Annotated in this window: 14 protein-coding genes and 1 pseudogene; 1 reads left to right on the forward strand and 14 read right to left on the reverse strand. The window is 40.8% G+C overall.

Annotated elements, in window-relative coordinates:
• Positions 1 to 62: 62 nt before the first annotated feature.
• From VZF35_RS10855 to VZF35_RS10905, 11 genes and pseudogenes are all read right to left on the reverse strand, one after another.
• The gene (locus tag VZF35_RS10855; RefSeq protein ID WP_407314577.1) at positions 63 to 1,565 is read right to left on the reverse strand and encodes a glycine betaine uptake BCCT transporter; all 1,503 of its coding nucleotides are present in this window, start codon (positions 1,563 to 1,565) and stop codon (positions 63 to 65) included.
• A 214-nt stretch (positions 1,566 to 1,779) separates the two neighbouring features.
• The gene (locus tag VZF35_RS10860; RefSeq protein WP_407313518.1) at positions 1,780 to 2,424 is read right to left on the reverse strand and encodes a glycine betaine-specific corrinoid protein MtgC; all 645 of its coding nucleotides are present in this window, start codon (positions 2,422 to 2,424) and stop codon (positions 1,780 to 1,782) included.
• A 42-nt stretch (positions 2,425 to 2,466) separates the two neighbouring features.
• Positions 2,467 to 3,879, reverse strand: a complete 1,413-nt coding sequence (gene mtgB / locus VZF35_RS10865; protein ID WP_407313519.1) for a glycine betaine--corrinoid protein methyltransferase — start codon at positions 3,877 to 3,879, stop codon at positions 2,467 to 2,469.
• 48 nt (positions 3,880 to 3,927) lie between these two features.
• Positions 3,928 to 4,848 (reverse strand): [methyl-Co(III) glycine betaine-specific corrinoid protein]--tetrahydrofolate methyltransferase MtgA, encoded by a 921-nt coding sequence (locus VZF35_RS10870; protein WP_407313520.1) that lies wholly within the window; start codon positions 4,846 to 4,848, stop codon positions 3,928 to 3,930.
• A gap of 360 nt (positions 4,849 to 5,208) precedes the next feature.
• On the reverse strand, positions 5,209 to 6,087 hold the full coding sequence (locus VZF35_RS10875; RefSeq protein ID WP_407313521.1) for a glycine betaine ABC transporter substrate-binding protein: 879 nt from the start codon (positions 6,085 to 6,087) through the stop codon (positions 5,209 to 5,211).
• Between the two features lie 19 nt (positions 6,088 to 6,106).
• A complete protein-coding gene (locus tag VZF35_RS10880) occupies positions 6,107 to 6,946 on the reverse strand; it encodes an ABC transporter permease (protein ID WP_407313522.1) in 840 nt (279 codons plus the stop codon).
• A gap of 37 nt (positions 6,947 to 6,983) precedes the next feature.
• Positions 6,984 to 7,772, reverse strand: a pseudogene (locus VZF35_RS10885) (quaternary amine ABC transporter ATP-binding protein); the annotation flags it as partial.
• A 418-nt stretch (positions 7,773 to 8,190) separates the two neighbouring features.
• Positions 8,191 to 8,400 carry a DUF1657 domain-containing protein gene (locus tag VZF35_RS10890; RefSeq protein ID WP_407313523.1) on the reverse strand — a complete coding sequence of 70 codons (210 nt, stop codon included), beginning with the start codon at positions 8,398 to 8,400 and terminating at the stop codon, positions 8,191 to 8,193.
• 95 nt (positions 8,401 to 8,495) lie between these two features.
• Entirely contained in the window at positions 8,496 to 10,220 is a 1,725-nt protein-coding gene (locus tag VZF35_RS10895; RefSeq protein ID WP_407313524.1) for a methyl-accepting chemotaxis protein, read from the reverse strand.
• Between the two features lie 394 nt (positions 10,221 to 10,614).
• Positions 10,615 to 12,708 carry an LTA synthase family protein gene (locus VZF35_RS10900; protein WP_407313525.1) on the reverse strand — a complete coding sequence of 698 codons (2,094 nt, stop codon included), beginning with the start codon at positions 12,706 to 12,708 and terminating at the stop codon, positions 10,615 to 10,617.
• A gap of 50 nt (positions 12,709 to 12,758) precedes the next feature.
• Positions 12,759 to 13,430, reverse strand: coding sequence for a GNAT family N-acetyltransferase (locus VZF35_RS10905; protein WP_407313526.1), 672 nt, complete (start codon positions 13,428 to 13,430; stop codon positions 12,759 to 12,761).
• Between the two features lie 340 nt (positions 13,431 to 13,770).
• Between VZF35_RS10905 and VZF35_RS10910 the strand changes: the two genes are divergently transcribed.
• On the forward strand, positions 13,771 to 15,633 hold the full coding sequence (locus tag VZF35_RS10910; RefSeq protein ID WP_407313527.1) for an ABC transporter ATP-binding protein: 1,863 nt from the start codon (positions 13,771 to 13,773) through the stop codon (positions 15,631 to 15,633).
• Between the two features lie 319 nt (positions 15,634 to 15,952).
• Here the strand turns inward: VZF35_RS10910 and VZF35_RS10915 are convergent, their stop codons facing one another.
• From VZF35_RS10915 to VZF35_RS10925, 3 genes are all read right to left on the reverse strand, one after another.
• Entirely contained in the window at positions 15,953 to 17,953 is a 2,001-nt protein-coding gene (locus tag VZF35_RS10915) for a hydantoinase/oxoprolinase family protein (protein ID WP_407313528.1), read from the reverse strand.
• Between the two features lie 127 nt (positions 17,954 to 18,080).
• Positions 18,081 to 18,803, reverse strand: a complete 723-nt coding sequence (locus tag VZF35_RS10920) for an ABC transporter ATP-binding protein (protein WP_407313529.1) — start codon at positions 18,801 to 18,803, stop codon at positions 18,081 to 18,083.
• Between the two features lie 14 nt (positions 18,804 to 18,817).
• Positions 18,818 to 19,603: an ABC transporter ATP-binding protein gene (locus VZF35_RS10925; RefSeq protein ID WP_407313530.1), complete on the reverse strand. Its 786-nt coding sequence runs from the start codon at positions 19,601 to 19,603 to the stop codon at positions 18,818 to 18,820.
• Position 19,604: the final 1 nt, after the last annotated feature.

Raw genomic sequence — 19,604 nt, forward strand, 5'->3', positions numbered from 1 at the left:
TATTATTTAAGACTAACTTTTATAACTGGGGTTCCATGTTCTGCTTAAGCTGAACGAGTTTACTAACCTGGAAGCTTTTCTTGATTCAGGACTTTGTAAATACTATAACTCATAGCTATCATGATCAGCATGAAGGGGAATGCCGCCACAATGGAAACCGTCTGCAAAACAGATAAAGCAGCTGTACCCCCGCCAACTAGGATCAGAATGATGGTGAAAGCACCTTGGATGATACCCCAAAAACTGCGTAATTTCTTGTCGGGGTTCATGTTGCCGTTAGAAGTCAGCATGGCTAACACGTAGGTAGCGGAATCTGCAGCTGCGACGAAACAAGCTACGATCAAGATGATCGCTAAAGGTGCGGTGATTGTATACAGCGGCATTTGCTGCAGTGTCGCAAAAAGTGCCGTCGTGTAGTCTGCTTTAACAGCAGCTTGAATGGCTCCATTGGCAATCTTGTTGAGATTGAATCCGGCACCACCGTAAATGGATAACCAGATTAACGAGAACCCTGAGGGCAGTAAGGTTACGGCCAAGACGAATTGTCGGATAGTACGTCCCTTAGAGACACGGGCAATGAATTGTCCAACAAACGGCGCCCAAGCAATCCACCATGCCCAATAGAACACCGTCCATCCCTTAATCCAATCGATATTGCCCATCCACAAGGTCTGTCCGATAAAGTTTTGCAAGTAAGCGCCAAGAGAATCCGTAAAGTTGTTCAAGATTAAAACCATACCTCCGAATAAGAAGATGAAGGCCATGAAAGCAATCGAGAGCCAAACTTTAATATTAGCAGCAATTTGCATAGCTTTATGCAAACCAGAGATAGTGGCTAAGGTAAAGAGGATGGTCATCACTGCGATGACCGCAGATATTGTTACAGGTGTTGCATTTATTCCCCAGATATAGTGCATCCCTGTCGCAATTTGACTGGATCCGAGGCCCAAACTAGTAGCAACACCGAATACTGTGGCAAACACGGATAAGATATCGATAGCTTTACCGATCGGTCCATAAATCCTGTCTCCAATCAATGGATAGAACGCAGAGCTGACCAAAAACGGCAGATCTTTGCGGAATTGGAAGTAAGCCAGAGCCAGACCGCAAATGGCGAAGATAACCCAAGGATGGATGCCCCAGTGGAAAAACACGATTCTCATGGCTGTACGCATTGCTTCAGGGGTTCCAGCAATCCCCATTGGGGGGGACAGGTAATCCATCATTGGTTCGGCAACTGACCAGAAGACAAGCCCAATACCCATACCGCCGCCGAATAACATGGAAAACCATTGGAAGTTACTGAATTCAGGCTTGTCGTCGTCTTTCCCGAGCTTAATCTGACCAAAGCGGCTAAAGGCAACCCCATAAACGAACACTGTAAAAAAAGCGACCGCTAACAGGTATAGCCATCCAAAATCTGTCGTCAAAAAATTGAACACAGCATTGGCGACTTTACCCATTTCACTTGGCACGAACATTCCAAATATTACGAACAATAAAATAATGACCGAGGAGATATACAAGACGCTACGATTTGAGGTTGACCCATTTCCATTGTCCATAAATAGCATTACTCCTTTCATAACTTCGGGTAACTTTGGCTTGTTATTTAAGCTGGAGTGTGGAGCCACCAGACTTAACACCACGTCTTGAATTAGGTTATAACTGAAAGAAATCTTAGGGGCTTTAAAAGAGAATGTATTTTAAGTCTTTTAAGGCCCCTAAGAATGGAGTACTTCAGGTATTTGTCTATAATAAATTTATAAAACGCATTCTTTAGGCAAGCATACGTCCTGCCAGTGCAACTGCTTCATCGGCTGTTTCGGCCCATCCGTCAGCTCCAATTTCATCAGCCCATAATTGGCTGGTTGGGCCACCCCCTACAAATACTTTAAATTTATCCCTTAGATTATGCTCTTTTAAATAATCGACAAGCTGTTTTTGTCCTACCATTGTTGTCGTCAGAAGGGCACTTGCGCCGATAATATCCGCTCCAACCTCTTGAGCTTTTAAGACAAAATCTTCCGCTTTAATATCTGTACCTAAATCGAATACTTTATAACCTGCAGCCGTAAACATAGCACCCGTGATATTCTTGCCAATGTCGTGGATATCTCCTTCTACGGTACCTATGACGATTTTGCCTTTGCTCTCCCCCTCGCTCATACCTAATTTGGCGATTTCTGGTTCAAGGAGACCTAACCCAACCTTCATGGCTTCCGCCGACATCATGACATCCGGCAAAAAGGCCTCTCCAGCTTTCCAAGCCTCACCGATAACTTCAATTCCTTTGATCAAGCCGAGTTGTACTGCGTCAACCGGATTAATACTTTCATCAATTACTTTTTGAGCCAATTCGCCGACGATATCTTCATCTCCATCAATAACTCCCTGTTTTAATTCATCAAAAATTTCTTGCATGACTTATTCCTCCTGTTAATTCAACTCATATTAATATTGTTTTCAAGACCGTTTGGCGATAAAGTCTAACAGCTGATTGTCAATGGTTTCATCAAGAGCAGGGGGTACATAATTTGCCAAAACCTCTTGCCATTTTTTATTGGCCCTTTGGTTGGTATCGAGTTTTTCTTTAGACCAAGATTCAAAAGCAGTTCGATCACTTAATTGAGGTGTGCGAAACTCTTTTTTATGGTTCTTACGAGTATGCTTTTGAGTAAGGAAATGCCCACCTGGTCCTACTTTAGCGATGACATCAAACGCCATGCCGTCTTCATCAAAGGTGAAGCCTTTCATATAGTGCAAGAGCATACCGGCCATTTCATCGTCCATCATAAACTTTTCATAAGACATGGCCATAAAGTATTGCAATATCCCAGCAGTATGAAGAACAAAGTTGATACCTGTGACACTAGCAGCCATTAAAGTCATCATAGACTCATACCCAGCCTGAGCATCCACGATCTTGGAATCATTCAAGCCACCCCCAGATCGACTTGGAACTCCATAGTAGCGGGCAAGTTGAGCGCTGGCTGAAATGAACAACGCGCATTCAGGGCTGCCGATGGAGAGACTTCCGCTATGCATATCACTAAGCGCTGAGGTTGAGCCGTACACGACTGGAGTTCCTGGATTAATACTTTGGGTTAGGGCTATTCCCGCTAGAACCTCGGCATTTTGTAGTGCCAATGTGCCGGCTAGAGCCGCAGGTCCTGTCGAACCGGCCATTACCAAGGAAGCAATCACAACAGCTTGACCGGCTTCAGCATAAGCCATCATAGCTCCTAACATTCTTTCATCATATTTCAAAGGAGTTAATGAGTTGATGAGGGAAATGAGCACAGGTTTTTCCTTAATTACATCTTTACCGCCAAAGAGGATGGCAGCGATTTCAATTGAATCTTCAGCCCGTTCCCGACCTTCGGCACTGCCCATAAAGCACTTGTCTGAATTTTTAATGGAGCTATAGAGCATTTTTAAATGTCGAATTTCATCGGGAATATCCTGCGGTTCAGCGACCGTTCCACCCGTCATATGCATGTTTTTACTTGCGCCTGCTAATTTTACAAAGTTATCATAATCCTGCATGGTTGTTTTACGACGAGTACCGTCTACTTCATGAATAAAGGGTGCTCCATAACCTGGCATATAGATGATATTCTCCCCACCACAGACCAAGTTGTGTTCCGGATTCCTGGCATGGAGGGTAAATTGTGAAGGTGCTAAACGGACTTTAGCCTCAATAAAATCTCGTTTAAAATAAACACGTGTTCCCTCAACCTTTTGGCCTTCTGCCCTGAAGACCTCCAAAGCCGGTTCATATTCAAACTCCATACCGATTTCTTCAAGGATCTTCATAGTTTCATCATGGATCAGCGTTACTTGTTCCTGAGTCAAAACATCATACTTTAGTAACATGCCTAACACTCCTTTATCAGTTTCCATTTATCCTAACGACACCGTCGTTTAGAAAAGCTTTAATAACGGATGGTCTGTTGTTCCTAGCTTAGTGCCGGATAGTTTATTATTATAGGCCATCATTGCATCGGTGGTTGCCATAGCCCGATATACCCACGGAGCATTGACCATAGGACCGTAGAGAACAAAATCGGCACCTTGAGTTACAGGATAAGTAAAGACGGCAGCCCCAGCAACTTCAAAGAAGGGTGTTCCCTTAGAACGCATCTTTTTCCACAAATAAACGGCATTAGAAGGCGCACATCCCCCCGGATAACCGAATTCTTCCTTTACTACGTTGATTGCTTCACTTGTCCAGCTGGCACTGGGCACATCCAAGACACCAGGATCAATTAGAAACTGTTCAATTCCTGCTCGCTTTGCTGCGTCTATGAGACCCTCCTTCTCGCCATCCCCAGTCAAGAGCTTAATTCTAGCTTTGGGCTTTAGCGCTTTATTACTAAATGCTAAAATGACGGCAGTTTTGATCCCGCTTGCTTTTATCGCCTCTAATTCTACCTCTGAATAATGCTCTTCAATTGAGTTATAGATTAAGCGTTGACGTATTTCCGGATCATTGCCAAGTTGTTTTAAAGCACCTACCCTTACCTCAGGACTGATACTATCCAGTAAGAAGGGAGCCTTAGAGTTTTTCATGACAAATTCCACATAACGAGTCAAGGCTTCTACGGACTCACCTAAAACATCGATAATGCATGGATTACCAGTTTCCGCGCTCAACTCAGCTTCTTGATCTAAAAGGGCTTTGGCAGCTGCTTCATCAAAAATTCCTTTCATCCCATCTTGGACTATTTTGTGCCCACGGTAAAAGATGCTACCGATTAATACTGTCGGGTATTGACCAGGTTGCCCTCCTACCTTAACTCCGTTAATATCATAGACATGTTGTTCTGTAGTATACTTAAGCATTATTTGATTCCCCCAATTTTATATTGTTTAGAACTCTTTCACTGTCGAGAAGGCGCTCTTACATTCATATTGCCTCTCATAAATTGTCAGATTTAACTAACGAATATTACATTAATTTCTAGCGCATCCACGATACTGTGAAGTTCACCCCCCACGAACAATATAACCTGGTGCAATTTTTTGATTATTTCTCCTGCAATTATCTTAACACCATATCTCTCATCAAATTTCACTACATTCATGCTCGTTTTACTACATTTACATCCATATTTAAAATTCCGATTATTCTTTTAACTCTATTATAAATGCCAAAACTCAGGAGGTTATCCTGAGTTTTGGCATTTATGGATAATAAAGTTTTCATTTCATCCAGTTATCAACAATTGTTTTGTTATCTTCGATCCATTTCTTAGCAGCATCTTGAGGGGATAACCCTTGATTTATCAGACTTTCCAGGTTACCTATTTGTTGATCATCTAACTTAAACTTCTTCAACATTGCTGAAATAGCTGGCTGCTTCTGAGTGAATTCTTTATTTGCCAGAACATGCAAACCTTCAGATGATCCAAAAGTATTTTTAGGATCTGCCAAATATTTAAGGTCATATTTGCTGAACATCCAGTGCGGACTCCATCCCGTTATAACGATCCATTTTTTGTCCTTGTAAGCTTTGTCTAACGCAGCTAACATGGCTGCTTCACTGCCCTGGACAATATTCAAGCTCAAATTATAATCTTTAAGGGCTTTATCTGTAGTCTTCATAATTCCTGCCCCGGGATCAATGCCAATAATTTGCCCTTTAAAATTGCTCTTTTGGTCGTTTAATTGATTTATAGAATCGATACTAACATATTTCGGTACTGCCAATCCTATTTTAGCTTCACCCTGATACCAAGACCCATAATCATCAAGTTTGTCCTTGTATTTTTCCCAGTAGGCTTGTTGAGTTATCGGCAGCCAACTATCCAAAAATAAATCAAGATCCCCTTTATTCAGGCCTACAAAGAGTGGAGCAACATCTACATTCAACAATTCAACCTGATAACCCTTTTTCTGTAAAATTTCTTGCCAAAGATAAGTGACTGCAACATCCTCTTGCCAATTAATATAACCGATTTTGACTGAAGGTTTAGCCCCCTGTTCACTCTGCTGTTGCCCACAACCCGACACTACCGTAACAGTGAGCAAAATGCTCAAGGCGAGAGCACAAATTTTTAGGAATTTTCTTTTTCTCTTCACTAATTCGCCCCCTAAATAGTTAATGTCTGTTACTTTTCCTTGGTCTATGAATAAACCCTTGGCTAAAGCGATCTAAAATCATCGCTAAAATAACGACCGCCAAACCATTTTCGAAACCCTTACCAATATCCATCTGGGATATTCCAGCTAATACACCCTCTCCGAAACCACCTGAACCAATCATAGCAGCAATGACGACCATGGAAAGGGAAAGCATCATTGTCTGATTGATTCCTGCCATGATGGTAGGCAAAGCCAGAGGCAACTGGATTTTCCACAGTAACTGGCCAGGAGTTGAACCAAACGCCTCTCCTACTTCTACCAAATCGACAGGTACTTGTCTTATTCCTAAGTTTGTTAAGCGAATGGCTGGCGGCATAGCGAAAATAACCGTTGCAAAAACGGCAGGTACTGTGCCTAAGCCAAAAAGCATCAAAGCCGGAATCAAATATACAAATGACGGCATGGTCTGCATAAAGTCTAGAATCGGAGACATAAAACGTTCAACCCTTTTATCGCAGGCAGATATTATTCCGAGTGGAAGCCCTATAAAAATTGAAACAAGAGCAGAAATTAAGACAAGTACCAATGTGTCTATTAATGAAGACCAAAGTCCTAGGTTGTAAATCAATAACAGCCCTAAGCTTGAACCGATAGCTAAACGCCAGCTCTTCACACGCCATGCTAATAAAGAAACTATTAGAATGAATAACCACCAAGGCAATACACTCAAACCATTTTTCAAAGAATTAATAAATACATTTATTCCTACTGAAAAGGCATCAAAAAAGTGACCGTAACGCTTAAGCAACCAATCAACTCCGGCACTAACGTATTGCCCTAAAGGTATCCGATACATTTCTAGTGCCCCCCTTTGCCTGCATCATTATGTCGACAAACTTCGCAACATAATCATTAATCGGCCGCCCGATTATCTCTTCAGGTGTACCTACTTGAACTAGCGAACCATCTCGTACAAATGCTATACGATCCCCTAACTTAATAGCTTCAGATAAATCGTGCGTAATGAATACAATCGTCTTATTCACTTGTTTTTGCAAAAGCACGAGTTCATTTTGCATTTCTTCACGTATCAAGGGATCCAATGCACTAAAGGCCTCATCCATTAACAATATATCCGGATCATTAACCAAAGCCCGTGCTAAACCTACCCTTTGCTTCATACCTCCGCTCAATTCATCAGGATAAAAATTTTCCCTTCCAGCTAAACCCACCAATGCTAACGTTCGTTTCGCCCGATTTTCTCGTTCTTCCTTAGCAACTCCTTGAACTTCCAATCCATAAACAGCATTTTGTAAGACTGTTCGATGAGGCAGTAATGCAAATTGCTGGAAAACCATTGCCATCTTCGTTTGTCTAACTTGCCTTAACTCACGTAGGCTTAGCTTTGTTATATCCTGCCCATCTAGAATTACATTCCCTAATGTCGGGTCAATCAAGCGATTAAGGCAGCGTAAAATTGTTGATTTTCCGCACCCAGACAAACCCATAATTACAAATGTCTCTCCGGCTTGTACCGAAAAACTCACATTATTGACGGCGAGCGTTTGTCCCGTTTTAGCCAGTATCTCTTCCTTAGTTGAACCTTTCTGTAACATTTCTAGGACCTTTTTCGTTTGAGAGCCATAGACCTTGATAAGATTTTTTACTTCGATTTTAGTCATAGTCTCCCTCCCAATGTATTACTATTTTTATGATAACACCTATTTGTTTTTCAAAATTACTACGTTCTTGCTTGTTTTACTACATTTATCTCATTTTTGAAAATTCCCACTATTACTTTACCTGGCAACAGATAGCCTTTTTTTAATCTAACATCAGAAGCTTATAGGCAACAAAGGAAACTGGATTGCCCTTTTTAGAACGAATCTCCAACCTCACAAGCTCTATTTCGACAATTCATTATTATAACACTATTTGAGATTAAGTTGAGCATCCCTATACAAAATACGCTCCCCAAAATTCATTGTCCACTGTCGGACTTATGACGCTTTAATCCAAATTTTTCTGGATTGGAGTTTTTCTTAGAACAATAAAAACCGCTCCGTTATTTACCCAGGAGCGGTTTTTCGCGGGACTTTTTTAACTTAAAGGCTTATTCATGGAATTATTCTGAGTTACATATGCAAGACGACCTCTAAGTAGAGCGACATGACGTTCCATATCACTGGATAGTTCATTAAACATTTGTTTCGCGGTTTCGTCAAGGGTTGAAACTGAAAAAGTTTCGTAAGTTCCAAGTGCTGATTGCGCAGCGGCTACTGCCTTTTCTAAGTCTGCTTGTACCGTCAAATTAATCCCTCCTTGTTTACGATAGCATGTGCATTGCCCTTATATTTAATACACAAATCCTAAAGCTTTCGCTAAATCTCGCCGTCGTAATCAAGTTAGACTTTAAACCTTCCAACCAACTCACTCAGTTTCGTGGACAGTTGTACCTGGGCTTGAGCTGATTGGCTAACCTGTTCAATAGCCATTGTTGTCTGGATGATACTCTTAGAGATCTCTTCAGAGCTCGAAGCAGACTCCTCAGCTGTTGCCGACACATTTTGAATTGCTTGGCTAATCTGGGTTATGACCCTGCTCATCGCTTGAGTCGATGATGACAGGTCCTCTGACATTTGATTAATAAAGCGTGCATCCTCTTCATATTGAGTTCCTGTTCGTGCATAGGCTTCATAATCCGGTCTCACTTTAGACTCAATAAACCCCAACAACTCCTGAGTATTTAATATCAGATTATTAAAGGCACTTTGCACTACACTAATAACATTATGGATATTTCCAACAGCTAACTGAGACTGTTCTGCCAATTTACGCACTTCATCGGCGACCACAGAAAATCCCCTGCCCGCTTCCCCAGCACGAGCCGCCTCGATGCTGGCATTAAGTGATAAAAGATTAGTTTGTTCGGAAATGCTTCCAATCGTTTCTGCCATGACTTTAATTTCTTCCACGACTTTGGCTTCATCCAACGCCTTCTTGACGTTTGCTTCTTTATCTCTATAGAGAGATTCTGCTTCGTGGATCGCTCTTACGCCCCGATTTTTAACGTCACTGGCTCGATCTTTAATTCCCGCCGCATTATGTTGTCCTTCATCGGCCTTTATCGCCAGTTGCTTCGTGAATTCCTGAATCTCCATAGAGGAAGCTCCGACTTCTTCAGTGCTGGCACTGAGTTCTTCGGTACCTTGAACTATTTGTTGTGAAGATTGTTGAATAGTCTGCATGGTGGCTAAAAGCTCCTCTGTCGTGGCAGACAATTCCTGAGATTGAGCATTCATCGTTTGACAACTATCACTAATTGCCGTCACCAGTTCTTCCATATTTGACGTAGCCTTATTGATTGAGATACCTAATTGTCCAATTTCATCGTTGCCGTAAATTGTTAATTGCTGCGTTAAGTCCTCATTACCTAAGGCCTCTGCAATACGAACGATATTACCTAAGCGTTTCGTTAAATTTCGGGATAAAAATAAACCAATAACTAAGGCAAATAGGATACTAATCCCAATAAGGCTAAACATGATAGTAAGAGTTCGTTCATAGTTACTTTGATTATTCACTTGTCGTTGGTTGGCATCTTGCTCATGAAATGAAATTAGTTTATCCATATCACCTAAACTCTTATCGGTGGCTTGAGCAAATTGATCTAAAAGTTTTCCGGCCTCAACAGAATTTCCTTCTTCTACCAGTTGAAACATTTTGTTTCGTATGTTGCGATGGTCGACCTGATTATTTCTGAAATTCTTATACAATTGCATTTCTTCAGTTGAGAGACTAGCCCCGTATTTCTTTTCATAGTCGTCCTCATCCTTAGTGTTGCTGTCAGAAGTAGCCGAGATTGATTGCTTTATGGCTTGCTGCTTGGTTTTATCTGATGTGTAATAGAATAGTATTGCTGAAAAACGGTTTTCCAAGAAATTTGCTCGTACACGGTTGAGTTCTTCCATTGCCATGAGATCGTTCGAATAGATTTTGCTCCCATTCGCATTGATCGTCGTTAAGTTTTTCACCCCTATGAAACCAATTAAGCCGACCAAACAAGCTAGTATAAGAAAGCTAACGGTCAGCTTTAATTTCCAAGATAAGTTATTCAAAAACCTCGTCATCTCTCCACCTCTTTCTGTTCTTAAATTATTGCCATTATACTACATATATCCGCCTTACATTAATTGTTAGAGGCGACATATACTATTCGTTATTTCTATGTAGAAGCTATTAGTTTGGGAAACTAATTCTGACGATACGTAATTTCCATCACCTCAAATTATACCATTTTTCACTTAATAATCTATGATTTGTTGCGGAGGATTAAAGACTAGGTTAGAGCATCTAGTTTCTTCAAAATATTCAACAATCATTATCCTTTCGTAAGCTTAGCGGAATTTCTCGCCATCGAGCCGCCTCATCAATGCGATAAATTATCATTATAAAAAATTCCATAAGTCAAAAGAAATATGTTTGCAATCAATAAAATCGAGGACAAGATAAAAATATTTAAGATTAATCTCTTGGCAACTGATAGACATTGGATTGCGAGATGACCTTATTCATACTATCGGAGAGCTTAATCTGGATTTTAAGGGAACGCGTGTTAGAACTTGAAGAACCTGGCAGGCTAACGGACACCTTATTTGAATCGTCAAATGTTGAGTTTGTTAATTTACCATCAATGTAGACCTTGTCATTTTCTACGAAATTTTCGCCATAGATTTCAAGCACCCCGTTTGAAACGACAGCATTTGCAATGGTTACTGTTCCATCTCCCTGGATATAGCCGCTATTCGTCGGTGGTTTTTGATTCGCTTCAATCTGATAAGTATACTCCTTTCCAAAAAGCAAGTCATATTGCAGTTGCTGGTATTGGTTCGCTTCAGTTGGGGTAAGTTTCTCCTGAGTTGAATACTCGGGGTTGGTGACAACGTCTGAACCGCTCTGCATAAGGTTTGAGAGGAAATCTGTCATCGGACTGCCGGATTTTTGAGCAAGTTGCAAGGCGTACGTTCCCATATAATTAGCCGACAAACGCAGGTTTTGCTTTGTTGTGGAAAAGTTGTTCCAGGTTACGAAGGGGACGCTGTGCAGGTTCAAATAATCTTGATAGGAATTATCGCCTTTAATAAAGCCGGCTTCTTTATAGACGCTATAGTCATCACCAAGCATCGGGAGATGATCACCATAGAAAATCACGACAGTAGGTTGATCAATCTGTTTCAAACCATCAATCAGTTGCTTGATCGATTGATCAACATCAGCAACAGAATTGCTATAATTATCCAACATTGCTTTAGAAGCCACGCTTAGATTACTATCAGTACAATAGACGGTGTTTTGTGGACTTTCGACATCAGAATACGGCCCATGGTTTTGCATAGAAACAGCATAAATAAAATCCGGTTGCTTCGTTTCTTTCACTTCATCAAGAACTTTCTGACTTAGCTCCGTATCTCGAATATATTGCCCTTTATATTCTGGATTATTGAAGAATTCTTTACTGACAAATTTGTCAAAGCCCAATTCTTTATAGACATTATTTCGATTATAGAACCAGTTGTCATATGTATGGATGGCTGATGTTGCATAACCTTGCCTTTGTAAAATCGTCGGCAGCGCCTCAACCGGCTTGTTAACATATTGGGCATAAGGGATCGAACCACTGGGCAGGAACTGCGTAGAAAATCCGGTTAAAGCTTCAAATTCCGTATTGGCTGTCCCGCCGCCATAAACTGGCGAGAGCATGGTACCGCTAGTCTGAGACTTTTGAAGGGAATGGAAAAATGGGATGGGATCTTTGTTGAATGACACATTTTTCAAAAGTGTTGGGTCCCAAAATGCCTCACTCATGACGAAGATTATATTAGGCTTAAAGTTGGGATCTGTTGAATAAGTTTTTTTCGTCGTGTCAACGATCTGTTGAATTGTACTTTCTTGATACTCTGAAGGGACTTGTACCTTAAGATATTCGGCATTTAAGAAAAATCCGAGCATCATGCCATTTTCATCATAGTTCATTCTTTGGCTTAAATTGATTAATTCAAGTGAAAAGGTTTCTTCTATGGATCCAAACTTTGTGTAAAAAAAAGTCACCATCGCAGCAGCAATTAGGAATACCGCTGTTTTTTGACGCCATTTATAGTTTTCGTGAGGTGTAAATTTCAAAATCAAAACGATCAAAACAACGATCCCAAGAGCAATGAGCGATAACCAAATGTAGACATCTTTAAAACGGGCCGATATCTCAATGGCCTCTTTCGCAAGGGAAAAATCCGAAGGTATTAGGGGAGACCCTTTGGCAATGAATTTTTCTCTGCTGATTGAACCTAATATTGAAAATAGGCCGACTTGGATACTCGAGATCATTAAATAAACAGAACGAGGGAAGATGTAAAAAACATTGATAATTCCAAACATTAATATATAATTTAGAAAAAATTGTTTAGGGTATTGTCGTATCCAAGTGTAAACATTAAAGAAATTCCCATAAGAAAATATTTCCAAGGCCAATAAACAAACTAAGGGGATAATGGTTATGTAAAGAAGATTTGGGCTCTTCTGCCTGCACTTTGTGAGAAGATATCGCTTAACCTCGATTAGCACTTATGTTTCCTCCATGTATTATTGTATTAATCGTATTAGTATAATTTAAATCACAGTATTCGAAAGAAGTAAACTGACGTTTCATTACTTTTTTCTTCTATCCACCCATCTTTCTTGTAAAAGCCTATCGCACGGCGATTCCAAGGTAATGTAGATAATCCTACCTCTTTAAAACCCTTGGCTTTCATTTCTTTGCAAAATTGACTTGTCAGTTCACTAGCTACGCCTAGGCCTCTGTAGTGTTTATCGACAGCAATAGCTAATATCCTGGATGTCACAAGCGTACGTGACTTTTCCTGTTGTTTATGGTCATTGACGTGTCTCGGAGAAAAGGAAAATAACGCCTTTAGTGCAGTATAAATATGTCCAAATCTCTTGCCAATATGTTTCCGAATGAATGGGTCGTGAAAATATCTGTACATAGTAATCAAAACCAACACCCGAAAATTTTTACGATAAAACTTCCTGAAAATAGTATCTGTGGTAGTAGCCAAGATAAAGCCCACTGCCTCATTCTTTAACCAGGCCACATAGCCAAAATTATCTGTGGAATTAACAAACTCTGATACGAAAAGTGTAAGAAATCGTTGTCCCATATGGCCTAGAAAATGATTTCGAAAAGACTTTCTGTACAAGTTAACAACGACTTGAACATCATCAGTTTGGATATGCTCCACTTCTATGTGTTTCGCGTTTTTACAATTGCATTTATTGATTGACACAAACTATACCTCTTTTTTGTATAATTTACCAGATGTTAGTATTAGGATAACCTCAAAATAAAGAATATATTTCCCGGAGATGTTAAGAAATTGTCAACAATCTTCGATAGTTATGAATGGATTATCTTACCTAAGCCTGTGGATAATATATCCAAAGTGTATAACTTAAGGATAATTTATAAGTATCAAGATATTGTGAACTCACTATGTTTTTTATATGAAGATCCCATTAAGAAAACTGGTTAAAAATTCCAATATTAATATTAATTATTAATTATCGTGCTCGCTTATGGTTTGCAGATATACAAAATGATTCTAGCTTTGAAAGGTGGTTCATTAAATGGGAGTGGAATTTCGCGGTCTGGGACTTGGCGCCGGTTCTGGAGGAAGCGGTTCAGGAGGAAAACGATGGCAGTTAAGAGAACTAGCCAGTAAAGAGCATCTGGACTGGTCTATCATTAAACGAGTACTTAAGGCCTTTATCCCCTATTGGCCAAAAGCCGTCCTGGTTACTATCATAATTTTTATAACATCCATTGGCAGCGTAGTTCCTGCTTGGCTGACACAAAGAATTATAGACGATGGAATTCAAAAAGGTCAGTTGCCTATTGTAATCTGGTTAACTAGTGCACTCATCGCAACAGCGATTATCACAGGATTACTTGGTGTTTGTCAAAACTGGCTCAGTAATTTGATCGCGCAAAACATAATGGCTGATTATCGATTGGCTTTGTTTGCCAACCTTCAGCGACAGACGGTGAATTTTTTTGCCTCGCGCCAATCCGGTGATCTTGTATCCAGGATTATCAATGATGTTACAGCGATTCAAAATGTGATCACTTCGACGCTTGTCGGGTTTATCAGCAACTTTCTTACCATTACTTTTACCTTAATTTTAATGTTTGAAATGAATTGGCGGATGACCATACTCGCGATTATTGTTGTCCCCGGCTTCGTTATTCCTACACAAAAGGTTGGCAGAGTGAGACAAAGACTGCAAGCAGAAACTCAGCAATGGCTATCCACGATGACTGTCCAGCTAAGCGAAGCGTTAGGCGTAAGTGGTGCGCTTTTAATTCGAATATTCAATCGTGAGGCTATGGAAGAAAAGAAATTTGCTCTTGCTAATCATAAATTGCGGGATTTACAAGTTCGTCAAGGACTCATCGGACGATGGTTATTCATGTGGCTTGGAATGTTTTCCTCTATAGGTCCTGCTTTGCTGTGGGGATATGGCGGATGGTTAGTTATTAACCATAAAATGAATCTCGGAGTTATAGTTGCATTCACTGCTCTGCTGTCAAAATTGTACGGTCCTCTGAGCCAATTGGCTCAGATTCATGTTAACATCCTTTCCTCTATAGCGTTATTTCGGCGGATTTACTCAATCATGGACATTAAACCTGAGGTTGAAGATGGTTCAATCACTATTCCTGCCAACAGTGTCAAAGGACGCATTGAATTGAAGAATGTCTCCTTCTCTTACAAGATCGAACCAAATGCCGACGATGAGAAGCTGGCGTTACAAGAGATTAATTTAACAATGGAACCTGGACAAACAGTCGCACTCGTTGGTCCCAGTGGAGCGGGAAAGACAACGCTCTTAAATCTAATTCCCCGCTTCAGTGATCCAGTATCTGGCCAACTATTTTTGGATAGTTTAGAATGTAAAACCCTATCTTTGCTGTCGTTACGCGCCCAAATGGGATTAGTACCTCAAGACCCTTTCTTTTTCCATGATACGGTCTACAGTAATTTGCTTTTAGCGAAAGAGACGGCTACGCAAGAAGAGATGGAAGCTGCTTGTAAAGCTGCCCAAATTCACGATACCATCGAAGATTTACCTTTGGGATATCAGACCATCGTAGGAGAACGAGGATACCGGCTCTCCGGCGGAGAACGACAACGTTTGGCGATTGCCCGAGTATTACTTCAAAGTCCGAGAATTGTCCTCTTGGACGAAGCAACAAGTGCCTTAGACACAGTGGTTGAACGGAAGATTCAGGAGGCATTAGCTTTTTTGTTAAAAGGTCGAACAGCAATAGTCATTGCCCATCGACTGTCCACTATTCTTGCGGCCGATAAAATTATTGTCCTGGAAAAAGGGAAAATTATCGCATCAGGGACTCATGACGAATTAGCGGATACAAATCCCCTGTACAAAAATCTTTATGAAACTCAATTTGGCATTCTGCATAAGTGAAGTGTTGATGACCTAATCCTACCTAGGTTCAACTATCCGTACTGAGACTTTCGGCACTTAGTTATTCTATAGCTAGGAAACGGTTCGAATCAAACAGTGTATAACAGAATTATTGGCAATATAGTTGCATTTATATGGAAATTGTTCAACCATAACTAGCTGTTACAATGATTCAATTGGCATAAAATAAAGACCCCAAACTACATAGTTTTTAGGGTCTTAAAATGTGATCTTTGCACCTTTTATTTAAATTCAGTAACCTCATCCCAATTAACAATGAAGCTTCCATTAGGAAAGGAATTTAAAAATAATACCAGCATTAAATAGTGTCTATAAAGAATTTCTCTTTTATCTCTTCCCTCTCCCACTCCGGACGCTCTACTGCGATAACTTCGATTAGTGATTCTACATAAATATCGTTCTCTACAATACCTGGATGGGCATATCGATCCGTATGGTTTACTACTAACTCAAACTCTTTTGCACCTGCTTTACTCGCTGCAAGTTCTGCCTGTTTCTTTGCTTCGCTCAATGCATAAGACACTGCATCTTCCAGGATCTCAAACATCTTGCGTTCCCAAGGGGCATGCATTAAATAGGTTCCATCATTTTCTCCAGGCTTAATCAATACCTTTACAGTTTCCATGATTTTGCCAGTTGCAGCCCCAACAGCGTTGGCTACTTCAGCATGCTCAGGAATGACCAAGCTGGTATTCATCTTTTTAGCCACCTCTGGCAGCCAAGCCCAAACCGGAGCCCCTAAGCCTACTATTGGCATATTAATTTTATAGGAACAATCAAATCCTTGATCTTGAACGGGTGATAAGGCTTTTTGCATGAAATACATAACTTCTGGAGTATTTTTTATTTTAATGCTTTGCTCATCGCAGCCTACAAGACTCTGAAGACAGGTAATGCAAAGATCATTGATTATCTTTTCAGATGCACTTCGAATAAACTCATCCGGACTCTTTCTCGTTCGATTTGCTAAGACCTCCACCCCAATTTCTGCTGCTTCTCGGTTCCATTGATTATAAATCCCTTTGGTATGCAGGATATCTGTTGGAGTGAGAGAGATTCTGGCTAATACCCCCAGATTAATGAGATGTTGCAAATTTAGAAGATTAGGATCTATATTCAATTTTTGCGTAAGATAATATAAACTTCTTGGGCCAGATTGAAGAATTTCAACGACTTTATTTTCTAGGTCATTTAACACTTCGGAGGTTGCTTGCTTAAGGAACATGAAACAATCGGTTGCTTGGGAAAACATAAGATCGTAGGTTTGGTCAAAGTTAACCTTTAACTCATTGATCAGATAAGGATGGTGGTATGCAACCACGGACAACGGCCATACTCTTTGAGGGCCTATCAGTATTTCGCCGTCTTTGTGGATTTGGATATAGCTATCACCTCCTAGACCATACGTATAGATTTGGGCAGCCTGGACACGTGTAAGCCAACCACCTACTGTAGCCCCTTCTTGATTGATTCTAGGTATTCCGTTTTTGAGAATAGCAATATCAGTAGTAGTTCCGCCCATATCGAGTACAAGAGCATCGGCGGTTTTGGTCAGGAAAGTTCCTCCTATGATACTGGAAGCTGGCCCCGAGAGAATCGTCTCAATAGGTTTTTCACGCGCTAAAGCTTCGCCCATCATACACCCGTCTCCTTTGACGATCATCAAGGGAGCTTTTATTTCCTTTTCATTGAGTACTTTTTTTACAGATTCAATTAATTCGGTAATGATTGGTATTAAGCGAGCATTGAGAACTGCAGTAACTGTTCTCTCATGAAATCCTAATGAAGTCGTTAACTGGTGAGCGCAAACCACTGGAAGATCCAAAATTTCGTTCACCATTTTCATGACAGCAATTTCATGTTCTGGATTCCTCACACTAAGATATCCTGATATGGCTATGGCATCTACTTTGCCTTTCAGTTCGCAGATAGCCTGACGGGTTTTCACCAAATCCAATTCTGCATTGGGATGTCCTTTAATATCGTGTCCTCCCGGCAGAACATAATAATGTCTCACTGGTAAGGTATCTATAGGATCAGAGCCAATCATTAAAAGACCTACCTCACAGCCGCGCCCTTCTACTATCGCGTTGGTTGCCAATGTGGTTGATAGTGAAACTGCACTGATGTTCTTGAAATCTTCAAAGTCCAAATAAGCAATACAATTTCTAATACCAATTGAGAGATCTTCACGGGTGGTCAGTGCCTTAGCCTTCTTCAATATCTGTTTATTCCTGAGCTCTACAACCACCCCGTCGGTATATGTCCCTCCAGTATCGATTCCCAGTACAAGCGACATTTCTCTCCCTCCTCAAAGTAACAACTAGCGGCTCCATGCAAAGGCAGGTAGCCCTATAATCTTTTGTTACTTATCTTTACCTAGCATATGTCCTACTGTATTTCTGCAATTCTTCTGATTTTTTCGGTTACATCGAGCTAAATTCCTCTTGCCCAAGATAAACTCTTTTCACTATTTCATTGTTCATTAGCTCTTCTGCAGAACCTTCAATTACAATTTCGCCCGAATCCATGACATAACCCCTCTTAGCGACTGACAGAGAAAGAAACGCATTCTGTTCTACCATTAAAATAGAGATACCCTGGCGGTTTATGCTTTGAATTGTTTCAAAGATGGTTTCAACAACTATTGGTGCTAACCCAAGGGACGGTTCATCTAAGAAAAGCACCTCAGGTCTTGACATCAAGGCCCTGCCTATTACCAGCATCTGTTGTTCTCCTCCTGAAAGTGTCCCTGCCATCTGTCGGGCGCGATCCTTAAGTATTGGAAAAAGACTGTATACCATTTCTCTATCTTCTTGGATGCCAGCTTTGTCCCGGCGCAAATAAGCCCCAATACTCAGATTCTCTTGGACAGTCATACCTGCAAAAGCATGCCTGCCTTCGGGAACCATAGCTATCTTTTTAGCAGCTATTTTGTTAGAAGGTTTGCCCGTGATGACCTCACCGTTGAGTTCAACTGAACCACTGCTCACTGGGTTGATACCACAAATCGCTTTTAACGTTGATGTCTTCCCAGCGCCGTTATTACCAATAAGTACGACAAACTCACCCCGATCAACCGTCAGTGAAATACCTCGTACTGCCTTTATCATGCCATACTTAACCTCTAATTTACTGACCTTAAGCATTCTTTCACCTCCTACTATTGCACTTTGGCATATGTTGTTAGCTCACTTTTGCCTAAATATGCCTGAACAACTTTCGGATCAAGTAAAACTTGTTCGGGATCTCCATCCGCAATCTTACATCCGTGATCAAGAACAATTAGCCTATCCGATATGTGGCGTACAACGCGCATATTGTGTTCAATAACGATAACTGTCTTTTTTAGCTCCGTTTTTATTCTAGAAATAAACTCCATTAAATCTTTGGCTTCTCTAACATTCATGCCTGCCGACGGTTCGTCCAACAAGAGAATCTCTGGATCGTTGACCAAAGCACGAGCAATCTCGACCCGACGCTGTTCCCCATACGCCAAGGCCGATGCCATTAAATCAGCTTTCGAGGCAAGTCCTAGAAGATCAAGTACATGTTCAGCGCTCTGTCTCATAGTCTTCTCAATCCGGTTATTTCGGCCAGGAATTAAAAGGTCCAATACCTTAGGTTTCTGGCGAGACTGAGTACCGATCATGATATTTGCCAAAACGTTCATCGAAGAGAATAAACGAATATTTTGAAAGGTTCGGGAAATGCCAAGAGCATGAATGCTATGAGCGGGATATCCTGCCAGTGACTTTCCGTTAAATCGAATATCTCCGCCGGTCAGCTTGTAAGCGCCAGTAATCAGGTTAAAAAGAGTGGTTTTCCCAGCTCCGTTCGGTCCAATGATACTTGTGATTTCTCCCGCTGAAACTTCAGCACTCACGGCGTCCACTGCCCGTACCCCGCCAAAGAATTTAGAGGCATTATCAAACTCCAGAATAGGCATT

Origin of the sequence: Desulfosporosinus paludis (assembly GCF_045689965.1) — a bacterium.
GTDB lineage: Bacteria > Bacillota > Desulfitobacteriia > Desulfitobacteriales > Desulfitobacteriaceae > Desulfosporosinus > Desulfosporosinus paludis.

What these genes read in the sequence shown, in the direction of transcription:
- VZF35_RS10920 (WP_407313529.1), bottom strand. Translation starts at nt 18,803, where the DNA reads ATGCTTAAGGTCAGTAAATTAGAGGTTAAGTATGGCATGATAAAGGCA.
- VZF35_RS10910 (WP_407313527.1), top strand. Translation starts at nt 13,771, where the DNA reads ATGGGAGTGGAATTTCGCGGTCTGGGACTTGGCGCCGGTTCTGGAGGA.
- mtgB (WP_407313519.1), bottom strand. Translation starts at nt 3,879, where the DNA reads ATGTTACTAAAGTATGATGTTTTGACTCAGGAACAAGTAACGCTGATC.
- VZF35_RS10870 (WP_407313520.1), bottom strand. Translation starts at nt 4,848, where the DNA reads ATGCTTAAGTATACTACAGAACAACATGTCTATGATATTAACGGAGTT.
- VZF35_RS10880 (WP_407313522.1), bottom strand. Translation starts at nt 6,946, where the DNA reads ATGTATCGGATACCTTTAGGGCAATACGTTAGTGCCGGAGTTGATTGG.
- VZF35_RS10855 (WP_407314577.1), bottom strand. Translation starts at nt 1,565, where the DNA reads ATGGACAATGGAAATGGGTCAACCTCAAATCGTAGCGTCTTGTATATC.
- VZF35_RS10860 (WP_407313518.1), bottom strand. Translation starts at nt 2,424, where the DNA reads ATGCAAGAAATTTTTGATGAATTAAAACAGGGAGTTATTGATGGAGAT.
- VZF35_RS10915 (WP_407313528.1), bottom strand. Translation starts at nt 17,953, where the DNA reads ATGTCGCTTGTACTGGGAATCGATACTGGAGGGACATATACCGACGGG.
- VZF35_RS10925 (WP_407313530.1), bottom strand. Translation starts at nt 19,603, where the DNA reads ATGCCTATTCTGGAGTTTGATAATGCCTCTAAATTCTTTGGCGGGGTA.
- VZF35_RS10895 (WP_407313524.1), bottom strand. Translation starts at nt 10,220, where the DNA reads ATGACGAGGTTTTTGAATAACTTATCTTGGAAATTAAAGCTGACCGTT.